The organism is Bacillus sp. FJAT-42376, from assembly GCF_003816055.1.
Taxonomy (GTDB): Bacteria; Bacillota; Bacilli; order Bacillales; family Bacillaceae; genus Metabacillus_B.
This window is the reverse complement of sequence record NZ_CP033906.1, coordinates 3,960,110-3,973,144: the sequence shown is the minus strand read 5'-3', so window position 1 is coordinate 3,973,144 and position 13,035 is coordinate 3,960,110. Positions and strand designations below refer to the sequence as shown.

The following is a 13,035-nucleotide window of genomic DNA, read 5'->3' as shown; positions in this document are numbered from 1 at the left end:
TGGGTTAAATAGGAGAAACCATAGAAACAGGAGGAAGAATTCGAACCTCTTATGTTTTTATGGATTTTTTTATTTAAAGCGAAAGGAAGGAAACGGGATGGATAGAAATCGTGAATTTATTGAACATCTTGAGAATGACCGTCTCATTTCCTCAATAAAGGATCCAAAGAGCCTGGAGCTTTTTTTAGAGTCGGATATTCAGTCAGCGTTTCTTTTAACTGGGAATATCAGTGTGATCAAGCGCTACGTTGATTTGCTGAAAAAAAACGGGCGGTTTGTTTTTCTGCATCTGGAAAAAATCCCCGGAATCAGCTTTGACAGAGAAGGGCTGAAATTTATTGCGAAATATGTTCAGCCTACCGGGATTGTCACGACGAAAAGTTCGCTGATCCAGTTCGCCAAAAAAGAAGGGCTTTTAACGATTCAGCGGCTGTTTCTCGTAGATACAGATGCGCTGAAACATGGTCTTCAAACATCCTCGGAAATCAAGCCGGATGCGCTGGAGCTTATGCCCGGTCTTATTCCCGAATTAATAACGAAGGTGAAGTCTAAAACGGATTTGCCGATTATTACCGGCGGATTGATTTCAAATAAAGAGCACATTCAAGCTGCATTAGAGAGCGGCGCAATGGCAGTTTCGACAGGAAAGCCATGGCTTTGGAAAAAGCCTGAATTTCCAGGTTAAGCGGAAAGGTGGAGATTAGGATGAAAAGTGTTGAGCTTTCCAGCCTCAGCAAAACCTATGACGGTAAAAACAAAGTCATTGATTCGATCGACGCAGTGATTCAGGAAGGTGAATTTTTTGTGCTCGTCGGTCCGTCAGGCTGCGGAAAAAGCACCATACTCCGCATGATTGCCGGATTAGAGGAAGTAAGTGAAGGAACCTTAAGGATCGGGGGAAAGGAAGCCAATCATTTGCATCCGAGCAAACGGGATTTATCCATGGTTTTTCAAAACTATGCTCTTTATCCGCATTTGACGGTAGCAGAAAATATCACGTTTGGCCTTCATTCAAAGAAAATTTCCAAGCAGGAACAAAAGAAAAGGTGTGAGGAAGCCTGTGACATGCTTGGTCTGTCTGCTCTATTAAAAAGGAAGCCACGCGAGCTTTCAGGCGGACAAAGGCAGCGCGTGGCCCTCGCAAGAGCGATTGTGACCCATGCACCCATTTGCCTCATGGATGAGCCATTATCCAATTTGGATGCTAAATTACGGGCAAAGATGCGTTCGGAAATTCGTCAGATTCAAAGAAAGCTTGGCATTACGATGATTTATGTAACGCATGATCAAACAGAGGCGATGACGATGGCAGACCGCATGATGATTATGCATGAAGGCAGCATTCAGCAGCTGGGAAAACCTCTTGAAATTTATAACAATCCAGCCAATTCCTTTGTTGCGTCATTTATTGGATCTCCTCCAATGAATCTTGCACAAGGTGCAGTTGATGGAGGCAGTCTCGTTCTCGGAGAGCATCATGCCATTCCTCTTTCTAAAGAAACACTGCTTGCTCTTGGATCAGGAAAAGTGGAAGCGGGTATTCGCCCTGAACACTTAAAAAAAGAACAGGAAGGCGACATGGTTCTTCGCGGAACGGTTGCAAATGCAGAGATTCTTGGAACAGAAACGCTCATAAGCTTCAACATTTCAAAGGATAAGCAATGGATTGCAAGATGGCCCGGACAATGGGTCATGCAGCCTGGCGATCCGGTTAATTTATCATTCAGTGAAAAGGATTTGCTGTTTTTTGACTCAGAGAACGGAAGAAGGATATCGTTCCCGGTCACGTCTCATTCCGCTGTGGAGAAGATGATATGAATACAAGCTTACAAGTTCAGCAGAAAACAGCAGAAGTAAAAGCGCAAACCGGCCGGGGCATTTCTGATTTTACAGCAGGTATCCTTTATCTTTTGCCGTCGCTGCTGCTGTTCGGAGTCTTCCTTTTCTACCCGATGATCAAAACACTTTTTTTAAGCTTGTATTACACCGATCCCCAGGGGAACCCGATTGCTTTTATAGGACTGGACAACTTTACTTATCTGCTTCAGTCTGAAGCTTTTCTCAACAGTGCAAAAGCGACGGGGCTTTTCGTTCTGTACACGGTTCCCGCAGGAATTGTACTTGCGCTGTTTTTAGCGCTGATCGCAAATTCCAGCCTGAGAGGGATTGGGATATTCCGTACGCTGTTCTCTTCGACGATGGGAATGAGTGTCGCGGCTTCGTCCGTTATTTGGATGTTTATGTATAATCCTTCGATTGGGGTTTTTAATAAGATTTTGAATCTATTAGGGTTTGAGGGTTCACAGTGGCTCCTGGATCCGAACACGGCACTGCTCGCTGTATCCCTATCGACTATTTGGATGAACACAGGCTTCGCTTTCCTCATCCTTCTGGGGGGCTTGCAGAACATTGATGAACAGCTTTATGAGAGTGCGAGGATTTCAGGGGCTGGGTCTTTTTATCAGCTCAGAAAGATTACCTTGCCGATGCTCTCTCCCACACTGTTTTTTATCACGACTGTTTCTCTGATTAATGCCTTTCAAACGTTTGGACAGATTGATATTCTGACGAAGGGCGGCCCTGTTCAATCTACGAATGTCATCGTGTATTCAATCTATCAGGATGCTTTCATTAACTACAATGCAGGATCCGCGAGTGCCCAGGCAGTCATGCTGTTTTTCTGTATCCTCGCTGTCACAATTCTGCAATTTAAGCTGGGAGAAAAGAAGGTGCATTATCAATGAGCAGGATGAGAAAAAGTTTATTATACATGGTCCTTGTTTTAGCTGCTCTTTTTATGATGTTCCCGATTGTTTACGCGGTCATGATCAGTTTTATGCAGGGAGGAGAAGTGCTTCAGGGGAAGCTGATTCCATCTTCTTTTTCTTTTGAAAACTATCAGGCTGCCTTTCAAAAGGTACCGCTGCTTCACTTTTTAATGAATAGTCTCGCGGTCTCGGTTATTGTCACAGCAGGACAGCTTATCGTATCCTCTCTGGCGGCATTTGCTTTTGTCTTTATCAAGTTTAAAGGAAGGGATGCTATCTTCTTTCTTTTTATCTCGACGATGATGATCCCATGGGAGGCTACGATGGTCCCGAACTTCATGACGGTGCAAAAGCTTGGCTGGATTAATCAGTACAGTTCACTGACCATTCCGTTTTTCGCACTGGCATTCGGCACTTTTTTGCTCAGGCAGCAGTTTAAAACCATTCCGCACGAGCTTTATGAAGCATCCAAGGTAGCCGGAATCAGCCGTTTCCGTTTTTTCTGGGGAGTGGTTCTGCCGGTATCGAGGACAAGCATCATCACTCTTGCCATTTATGGCTTCTTAACCACTTGGAATATGTACCTGTGGCCTCTTCTCGTAACGAACAACGAAAAAGTAAGAACCGTACAAATCGGATTAAAGCAAATGCAGTCCCAAGAAGTTTCATCTGAGTGGGGGACAGTTATGGCGGCTGCGGTGATCGTAGTTCTTCCAACCCTGATCCTGCTCTTTGCGGGCCAGAAGCATCTGCAAAAAGGATTAACCCAGGGAGCCATTAAGTAAACAGCGATATGCGGTATAAATATAAAAACAGGAGTGAAATGAAAATGAAAAAAGTATTGGCATTACTATCAGCACTCATGCTTGCGTTTCTTGCTGCCTGCAGCGGGACACAGTCTGGAACAGACAAGACACAGCCGGAAAATAAAAATGCGTCCGGTAAAGTAGAAGTGACCTTCTGGCACTCAATGGCCGGGGATCTTGAAACTTCACTGAAGGAAATCGTCAGCGAATACAATAAATCCCAGGATAAAATAGTGGTGAAGCCCGTTTTCCAGGGGACCTATGAAGAATCCCTTACAAAATTTAATACGGTTGCAGGAACACCTGACGCTCCAACGATCATGCAGACATTTGAAGTCGGTACAAAATATATGATTGACAGCAAAAAGATCCAGCCGGTTCAAAAGTTTATAGATGAAGACAACTTTGATACGTCCCAGTGGGAAAAGAACATCTCGAACTACTATACAGTAGACGGCAAACAATATTCTATGCCTTTTAACTCTTCTACACCGGTGCTGGTCTACAATAAGGACGCATTTAAAAAGGCAGGTCTTGATCCGGAAAAAGCTCCTCAAACATACAGCGAGCTTAAAACTGCAGCAAAATCATTAACAACAGGCAGCCAAAAAGGGTTTTCCATTCTGAATTACGGCTGGTTTTTTGAAGAAATGGTCGCTGTTCAGGGCGGTACGTATGTCAATAAAGAGAACGGACGAACAGGAGATGCAGATAAGGCGACCTTTAACGGACCGGAAGGGAAACGTGTTTTCGATTTAATCAGTCAAATGCATAAAGATGGTTCTTTTTATAATACCGGGCAAAACTGGGATGATATGCGGGCTGCATTCCAATCAGGAAAGATCGGAATGTTTCTTGACTCCTCTGCCGGAATTAAAGAATTGGTCGACAATGCACCGTTTGACGTAGGTGTTGCTTATCTGCCTGTACCGGACGGTGTCGACCGCCAGGGGGTTGTCATCGGCGGAGCATCCCTATGGATGTCAAAAGGAATTGACGAAGAAAAGCAGCAAGGCGCATGGGATTTCATGAAGTACTTATCTACTCCTAAAGTGCAGGCCAAATGGCATGTGGATAGCGGATATTTCTCCATCAATCCGAAAGCATATGAGGAAGATATCGTGAAAAAAGAGTGGGAAAAATACCCTCAGCTAAAAGTAACGGTAGACCAGCTTAAAGAAACAAAATCATCTCCAGCTACACAAGGAGCGCTCATTTCAGTATTCCCTAAATCGAGACAGAAGATTGTGACAGGCATGGAAAGTCTTTACCAGGGAACAGCTCCCGCTGAAGCGCTGGACAGGGCAGCAAAAGAAACAGAACGATCGCTCGAAATGTCCAACCGCAAGCCGAAGTAAGCATCAAAGGACTGTCCAGCGAATGTTCATACTGGGCAGTCCTTTACTTTTTCAGAATGGAGATGCAGGAATGGATATATACGCACACAGGGGCTATAGCGGCCGCTACCCGGAAAACACGATGCTGGCTTTTCTGAAAGCACAGGAAGCCGGGGCTCATGGAATTGAATTGGATGTTCAAATGACGAAGGATGGGGAACTGGTCGTCATTCATGATGAGCGGATTGACCGGACGACGAATGGAATCGGATATGTAAAAGATCTGTCGTACAGTGAGATTAGTAAGGCGGATGCAGGCAGCTGGTTTCATCCGGATTATTACCGGGAAGCCGTCCCTCACTTGGAAGAAGTACTTAACTGGTTTCAGGATGACAAAACAGGGATGAAGCTGAATATCGAACTGAAAAATGATGTATTCGAATACCCGATGCTGGAAGAGAAAGTTATGAAGCTTGCAGATGAAAAAATGCTGACCGGCAGAATAGTTCTTTCATCTTTCAATGAAAAGAGTGTCGGGAAAATAAAGAAAATCAGTGACCGGTTTGAAGCGGCATGGCTATTTGAAAAAATGGTTCCGGATGCCATTTCCAAAGCAGGCAGAATGGGGGCAGACTGCATCCACTGTCCGGCAGAATTTGCTTTTTCAAAACAAGGCCGGGAATATATGGAGTCAGGAAGAGACCTGAGAGTTTACACGATTAATGACACGGAGATGTACCGGAAGCTTATCCGGACGAAAGTGGCGGCAGTTATGACGGATTTCCCGGATCTTTTGATGAACCAAGCGGAAGCATGACCTATCCATTGCAGTGTTTGCATGGTAGAATAGCGGTAATATCAACAGAGAAGAGGGAGTGCACAATGCTGACGAAAGCCATCTTAGCATTGATTTTTCCGTTTGTTCTCGTCGTGCTTTTTACGAGAGTTACGTACAGCTATATAGTAGGGACGATTTTAACGGCAGCTCTCATCGCCGCCTCTTATTTTAAAGGGTATACCGAGTTTGACTATATTGTCGGGCTGGATGCGGTTTCCCTTGTGGCCGGCATGATGTATGCACGGAAAATGAACCGTAAGCCGAACCATTTGAATAAATAGCAAAAAACCGTGCGCTGCGCGGTTTTTTGCTGTTTATAAGGTCTATTGGCGGCGCTTGGGGTCATGAGAGGGCGGATGCCGGCAGCTCCATGCGTATACCGCTTCCTCCAATGGGATTCCCTTGCAATAACACGAATGAACCGCCCGGTTAATTATAAAGAAAAAGATTGCCGGACAGCAAAAGCGGGAAAACTATTCAATAGGTTGAAAAAATTGCAAACGTTAGTTCGTATCTTTGGAATTTCTCATACAGTGTATGGTAAAATATGAATACGATATTGCGTGAATTGGGGGCCTTTGTGTGGAAGACCGGTTTGATTTGGTTTCAAAATATAAGCCTGAAGGGGATCAGCCTGCAGCAATTAAAAAGCTGGTGGAAGGGATTCGTGACGGGAAAAAGCATCAGACGCTGCTTGGGGCTACCGGAACAGGAAAAACCTTTACGGTTTCAAATGTTATTAAGGAAGTAAACAAGCCGACTCTCGTCATTGCGCATAATAAAACATTGGCAGGACAGCTTTACAGCGAGTTTAAGGAATTCTTCCCTAACAATGCTGTAGAGTATTTTGTGAGTTATTATGATTACTATCAGCCGGAAGCCTATGTCCCTCAGACCGATACCTTTATAGAAAAGGATGCAAGCATCAATGATGAAATTGACAAGCTCCGCCATTCAGCAACAACGTCATTGTTTGAACGCAGAGATGTCATTATTATTGCCAGTGTCTCCTGCATCTACGGACTCGGTTCGCCGGAAGAATACAAAGAGCTCGTCGTCTCTCTCCGGACCGGCATGGAGCTCGAGCGCAATCAGCTCCTCAGAAGACTTGTAGATATCCAGTATGAACGGAATGATATAGATTTTAAGCGCGGTACATTCAGGGTGCGCGGCGATGTTGTCGAAATTTTCCCGGCTTCAAGAGATGAGCATTGCATGAGGATTGAATTTTTCGGAGACGAGATTGACCGGATCCGGGAAGTGGATGCGTTAACCGGCGAAATACTCGGCGAGCGTGAGCATGTTGCGATTTTCCCTGCATCCCACTTCGTAACCCGGGAAGAAAAAATGAACGTTGCCATAGGAAACATTGAAAAAGAGCTGGATGAAGAATTAGTTAAGATGAGGGAAGCAGGGAAGCTCCTGGAAGCTCAAAGGCTTGAGCAAAGGACGAGATATGATTTGGAAATGATGAGGGAAATGGGGTTTTGTTCAGGGATTGAGAACTACTCCCGCCACCTTACGTTAAGACCCCCCGGCTCCACACCTTATACTTTGCTTGACTACTTCCCGGACGATTTCATGATCGTCGTGGATGAGTCGCACGTTACACTCCCGCAGGTGCGCGGAATGTTTAATGGAGACCAGGCGCGAAAGCAGGTCCTTGTCGATCATGGGTTCCGTCTCCCGTCTGCCAAAGACAACAGGCCGCTTCGCTTTGAAGAGTTCGAGAAACACATGACGAACATGATTTATGTTTCCGCTACACCGGGGCCTTATGAAATCGAACACACAGATGAAATGGTGGAGCAGATTATCCGTCCGACCGGATTGCTTGATCCGAACATTGAAGTCCGTCCGATTCAGGGCCAAATTGATGATCTGATCGGGGAAATCAATGCGAGGGTAGAAAAGAATGAGAGGGTCCTCGTCACGACGCTGACGAAAAAAATGTCTGAGGATCTGACCAATTACCTTCGTGAAATCGGAATTAAAGTCAACTACCTCCACTCCGAAATTAAAACGCTGGAGCGGATTGAAGTCATACGCGACCTAAGGCTTGGAAAGCATGATGTTCTGGTAGGGATTAACCTTCTCCGGGAAGGGCTTGATATACCTGAGGTGTCTCTCGTTGCCATTCTTGATGCCGATAAAGAGGGATTCCTTCGCTCCGAGCGTTCCCTCATTCAGATTACCGGACGCGCAGCCAGAAACTCCAATGGCCACGTTATTATGTATGCAGATAAAATCACGAATTCAATGGAAGTTGCCATAAACGAAACGAAGAGGCGCCGTGAAACACAGGAAGAATACAACCGCATCCATGGAGTTGAACCGAAAACGATTCAAAAAGAGATACGGGACGTAATCCGTGCAACGATGGAAGCGGTAGAAGATGATGCCGGTAAGGCAGCACCGAAAATGGCTAAGATGACAAAGAAAGAGCGAGAAAAAGTCATTGCCCAAATGGAAAAAGAAATGAAAGAAGCAGCAAAAGGCCTCGATTTCGAAAGGGCCGCAGAGCTTCGTGACTTGTTAATAGAGCTGAAAGCGGAAGGATGACGAAAGTATGGCCAGTGAGCAAATTATTGTAAAGGGAGCCAGAGCGCACAATCTGAAAAATATCGATGTGGCAATTCCGCGAAACCAGCTTGTGGTATTAACAGGCCTTTCCGGATCAGGAAAATCATCACTTGCCTTTGATACGATCTATGCAGAAGGACAGCGCAGATATGTGGAATCCCTCTCTGCCTATGCACGGCAGTTTCTCGGGCAAATGGATAAACCGGATGTCGATTCCATTGATGGATTGTCGCCGGCTATTTCAATTGATCAGAAGACGACAAGCCGGAATCCCCGGTCAACGGTAGGTACCGTTACCGAAATCTATGATTATTTAAGGCTTCTTTACGCACGTGTAGGACGGCCGGTCTGTCCGAATCACGGCATCGAAATTACATCGCAAACGATTCAGCAGATGGTGGACCGGATCATGGAATTCCCAGAGCGCACAAAGCTTCAGGTTCTATCTCCGATTGTCTCGGGCAGAAAGGGAACCCATGCGAAAACGCTTGAGGATATTAAAAAACAAGGATACGTAAGGGTCCGGATTAATGGAGAAATGATGGAACTCTCTGACGATATTACGCTGGAGAAGAACAAAAAGCACTCCATTGAAGTAGTCATCGACCGGATTGTGATCAAGGACGGGATTGAAGCCCGTCTAAGTGACTCTCTGGAAGCAGCTCTGGCTTTGGGAGAAGGAAAAGTCATGATCGACGTAATGGGAGAGGAGGAGCTTCTTTTCAGTGAACATCATGCCTGCCCATATTGCGGGTTTTCAATCGGCGAGCTGGAACCGAGAATGTTCTCCTTTAACAGCCCGTTTGGAGCCTGTCCTTCATGTGACGGTCTCGGTTCCAAGCTCGAAGTGGACCGGGAGCTCGTTATTCCAAATGAGCACTTAACGCTTAAGCAGCATGCAATTGCTCCATGGGAGCCGACAAGCTCTCAGTACTACCCTCAGCTTCTGGAAGCTGTCTGCAGCCATTACGGAATTGACATGAACATCCCGGTTAAAGATCTGCCGAAGAATCTTCTGGATAAAATTTTAGAGGGAAGCGGCAAAGATGAAATCTATTTCCGCTATGAAAATGACTTTGGCCAAGTAAGAGAAAGCTATATGAAATTTGAAGGCGTCATGAAAAATATTGAGCGCCGCTACCGCGAGACAAGCTCCGATTATATCCGGGAGCAGATGGAAAAATATATGGCTCAGCAGCCCTGCCCATCGTGTAAAGGGTACAGACTGAAAAAAGAGACGCTTGCAGTGAAAATAGACGGCCGCCATGTCGGTGAGACCACGACTCTTTCTGTGCAGCAGGCGCATGAATTTTTCGGGAATCTTGAACTGTCAGAAAAAGAAATGAAGATTGCCAATTTGATTTTAAGAGAGATCTGCGAACGGCTGAGCTTTCTTATAAATGTAGGTCTCGATTATCTGACGCTGAACCGGTCAGCCGGTTCCCTATCCGGGGGAGAAGCCCAGAGAATCAGACTTGCCACCCAAATTGGATCCAAACTGACCGGTGTTCTGTACATTCTCGATGAGCCATCCATCGGTCTCCATCAGCGGGATAATGACCGGCTTATTGAAACGCTCCAGAACATGCGGGATATCGGGAATACATTGATTGTCGTCGAACATGATGAAGATACGATGCTCGCTGCTGATTACCTGATTGATATCGGTCCGGGTGCCGGGGTTCACGGAGGCAATGTTATTTCCGCAGGAACGCCGCAAGAGGTCATGGATGATGAGAAATCGCTGACCGGCAAATATCTTTCAGGCAAAAAATTTATTCCGCTCCCAGCGGAAAGAAGAAAGCCGGATGGAAGGTATATTGAAATCAAAGGGGCCCAGGAGAACAATCTCAAAAATGTCTCTGTGAAATTCCCGCTCGGAACCTTTATTTCCGTTACAGGAGTATCAGGTTCGGGGAAAAGCACACTGGTGAATGAAATTCTTCATAAATCGCTCGCGCAGCGGCTGCATAAAGCAAAAACGAAGCCGGGTGAGCATAAAGAAATTCTTGGAATCGAACATTTGGATAAAGTCATTGATATTGACCAGTCTCCTATCGGCAGAACACCTCGGTCAAACCCGGCCACCTATACCGGAGTTTTTGATGACATCCGCGATGTGTTTGCATCGACAAACGAAGCGAAGGTGAGAGGCTACAAAAAAGGCCGTTTCAGCTTCAATGTAAAAGGCGGACGCTGTGAGGCATGCCGCGGCGACGGGATTATCAAAATCGAAATGCATTTCCTGCCGGATGTATACGTGCCCTGCGAAGTATGCCATGGAAAACGCTATAACCGCGAGACGCTTGAAGTTCAATACAAAGGGAAAAATATATCGGATATATTAGGGATGACGGTAGAAGATGCGCTTGGCTTTTTTGAAAATATCCCGAAGATTCACCGGAAATTGCAAACCGTCTTTGATGTCGGGCTTGGATATATTACGTTAGGACAGCCGGCAACCACTCTTTCAGGAGGAGAAGCTCAGCGTGTGAAGCTTGCCTCAGAACTGCACCGCCGGTCAACAGGACGTTCGCTGTATATTTTGGATGAACCGACAACCGGTCTGCATGTGGATGACATCGCAAGACTGCTGAAAGTCCTCCAGCGTCTAGTGGAAAATGGGGACACTGTTCTCGTGATTGAGCATAATCTTGATGTGATTAAAGCTGCCGATTATTTAGTAGACCTTGGACCTGAAGGAGGAAATGGAGGCGGTCAGATCATCGCCACAGGAACTCCAGAAAAAATTATGGAAGAACAAGCCTCATACACCGGCCGTTATTTGAAACCGATTATTGAACGGGAACGCGACCGGATGAAAAAGCTTGTGAAAGAAAAAGAAACTGTTGCTAAATAAACCAAGTCCTGTTCACAAAAAAAGGGAGACGCATTCTGAGCGTTTCCCTTTTTCTTGTGACGTTTTTACGTCAGGCGGGTTAAAGCGGAAGGGCGACACTCCTGCGGAAGGAGCGGGCCGGGTGAAACTGAGCCTCACCGTCCTCCGCTGTATAAGAGAGCCCTGCGGCGGGAATAAGCTTTAACCATTTAAAGTTAAATAGTCAGTAGGACATCTAATCATACTTTTTAAATCGCCTCTTTTCTTCTTTAAGCCTGCCTATTTAACTTTTCAATTGTGTCCTGTATTGAAACCAAATGCCGCCGTGAACCGTATGAATAGAAAAAGGAGCTGAAATGGAATGAAAACCGATAAATTGGTGTCTTCTCTTTGTTATTTCAGTGTGCTGTTTGCCCCGTTTCTGTTCCCGCTGATTGTTTATTTTGTAACGGATGATCCAGGGTCAAAACATCATGCTAAAAAGTCATTTATATCCCATATTATTCCTGCCGCAACCATTCTTGTCTATATCTTTCTTTTCCTTGGAACTGCCTTTGCCGGACAGGATCAGCTGATTGGAATCGTCTTTCTTTCAGGTTTTCCAGTCATTCTTCTCATTAATTTTGCCGTATTTGTCTGGAACATTGTAAAAGGCATTAACATTTTAAAAACAGTTTAAAGGGATTGATTTTCACCTTGCCGAATAGGGTGATATTAAGCTGCATTACGCGAGGAGGAATCACTGTGCAGGAAGAACGCCGAAGGATCTTAAAGCTCGTAGAGGAAGGAAAGCTCACAGTAGAAGAAGCTCTTTCTCTTATCGAAAAACTTGATCATGAAAAGGAAAGCCATGAAAAAAAATGGGCCTCCTTTTCTCCTTCTATTTTGCTTAAAAAGGATGAAAAAGAGAAGCAGACAACATATTCAGAGAACCAGGAAGAAACGGGTGCCGGAAAAACAGCTTCCAAATTAATGAACTGGATCGACTTTGCTGTCAAAAAGGTAAAGGAGATGGATCTTGATTTAGCAATAGGCACTTCATATGATGTTCAGCACATTTTCCAGTTCAGCGGAAAAGGACTGAAAGAATGGGATGTCCAGATTGTAAACGGAAATGTCACCTTTACCCCTTGGTCTGAGGAAGATGTCCGGATTGAGTGCGAGACGAAAGTGTACCAAACAGAGGATGCTGTTCAGGCAAAGGAAGCATTCCTGAAAAATTTCTACAGTGAAATGGAAGGCAGCAAGCTTCGAATTCAATGTGAAAAAAAATCCATGAAAGCAAATGTCCGGATCTACCTGCCATCTAAAGTATATGACTCGGCAAAAGTTAAACTGTTTAGCGGTCCCATTAGAGGGGAACAGCTAACAGTAAAGGATTTTAAAGCAAAAACCGCTAACGGAGTCATTTCGTTAACGGGACTTTCAGGAGAAAAAGCAGAACTTGAAACAGCTAATGGACAGATAAAATTGGCTCAGCACCAGTTTCAGACGGTAGAAGCCGAGACGATTCATGGAATGATTGATGTCCGGGGAGCCGGAAAGAAGCTGGATCTTCAAAGCTTTAACGGCAAAATTCTGCTGCAGACTTCAGACCCGGAATGCAAAACCATTCATTGCAGTGCCGCAACGGGCAGCGTCGAAATCTCCATCCCTCAGGGTATAAAGGCGAGTGGGGAATTGAAATCAAATCTGGGCTCACTTCATTGCTACCTGGATGCCCTTGAAGTGACGGGAGAAAAACACGAGTCTATCGCTAAAGAGCTGAAGTTCCGGTCCAATGAATCTGCACCGGGCGACCTGTCTGTATTTGCTGATTCAAAAACAAGTTCTGTTGTTTTAAAGCATATAGAGAGGTGAATCC

General features: G+C 45.3%; 11 protein-coding genes. All 11 read left to right on the top strand.

Annotated elements, in window-relative coordinates; all coding sequences use genetic code 11:
• Nucleotides 1–97 precede the first annotated feature (97 nt).
• The 11 genes from CEF21_RS20000 to CEF21_RS19950 all read left to right on the top strand — a co-directional run bounded on the left by CEF21_RS20000 (nucleotide 98) and on the right by CEF21_RS19950 (nucleotide 13,031).
• On the top strand, nucleotides 98–685 hold the full coding sequence (locus CEF21_RS20000) for a glycerol-3-phosphate responsive antiterminator (protein WP_123919446.1): 588 nt from the start codon (nucleotides 98–100) through the stop codon (nucleotides 683–685).
• Between the two features lie 20 nt (nucleotides 686–705).
• Nucleotides 706–1,818: an ABC transporter ATP-binding protein gene (locus CEF21_RS19995; protein ID WP_123919444.1), complete on the top strand. Its 1,113-nt coding sequence runs from the start codon at nucleotides 706–708 to the stop codon at nucleotides 1,816–1,818.
• On the top strand, nucleotides 1,815–2,744 hold the full coding sequence (locus CEF21_RS19990; protein WP_123919442.1) for a carbohydrate ABC transporter permease: 930 nt from the start codon (nucleotides 1,815–1,817) through the stop codon (nucleotides 2,742–2,744). Before CEF21_RS19995 ends, CEF21_RS19990 begins: the two co-directional genes overlap by 4 nt.
• A complete protein-coding gene (locus tag CEF21_RS19985) occupies nucleotides 2,741–3,553 on the top strand; it encodes a carbohydrate ABC transporter permease (protein WP_123919440.1) in 813 nt (270 codons plus the stop codon). Before CEF21_RS19990 ends, CEF21_RS19985 begins: the two co-directional genes overlap by 4 nt.
• Nucleotides 3,554–3,597: 44 nt before the next feature.
• Nucleotides 3,598–4,932: an ABC transporter substrate-binding protein gene (locus tag CEF21_RS19980; RefSeq protein WP_123919438.1), complete on the top strand. Its 1,335-nt coding sequence runs from the start codon at nucleotides 3,598–3,600 to the stop codon at nucleotides 4,930–4,932.
• Nucleotides 4,933–5,002: 70 nt separating this feature from the next.
• Nucleotides 5,003–5,728 carry a glycerophosphodiester phosphodiesterase gene (locus CEF21_RS19975; RefSeq protein ID WP_123919436.1) on the top strand — a complete coding sequence of 242 codons (726 nt, stop codon included), beginning with the start codon at nucleotides 5,003–5,005 and terminating at the stop codon, nucleotides 5,726–5,728.
• Between the two features lie 65 nt (nucleotides 5,729–5,793).
• Entirely contained in the window at nucleotides 5,794–6,030 is a 237-nt protein-coding gene (locus CEF21_RS19970) for a CsbA family protein (protein ID WP_123919434.1), read from the top strand.
• Between the two features lie 301 nt (nucleotides 6,031–6,331).
• A complete protein-coding gene (gene uvrB / locus CEF21_RS19965) occupies nucleotides 6,332–8,311 on the top strand; it encodes an excinuclease ABC subunit UvrB (RefSeq protein WP_123919432.1) in 1,980 nt (659 codons plus the stop codon).
• A gap of 7 nt (nucleotides 8,312–8,318) precedes the next feature.
• Nucleotides 8,319–11,192 (top strand): excinuclease ABC subunit UvrA, encoded by a 2,874-nt coding sequence (uvrA, locus tag CEF21_RS19960; RefSeq protein ID WP_123919430.1) that lies wholly within the window; start codon nucleotides 8,319–8,321, stop codon nucleotides 11,190–11,192.
• 340 nt (nucleotides 11,193–11,532) lie between these two features.
• Nucleotides 11,533–11,850, top strand: a complete 318-nt coding sequence (locus CEF21_RS19955) for a magnetosome magnetite crystal formation protein family (RefSeq protein ID WP_123919428.1) — start codon at nucleotides 11,533–11,535, stop codon at nucleotides 11,848–11,850.
• A 65-nt stretch (nucleotides 11,851–11,915) separates the two neighbouring features.
• On the top strand, nucleotides 11,916–13,031 hold the full coding sequence (locus tag CEF21_RS19950; protein WP_123919426.1) for a DUF4097 family beta strand repeat-containing protein: 1,116 nt from the start codon (nucleotides 11,916–11,918) through the stop codon (nucleotides 13,029–13,031).
• Nucleotides 13,032–13,035: the final 4 nt, after the last annotated feature.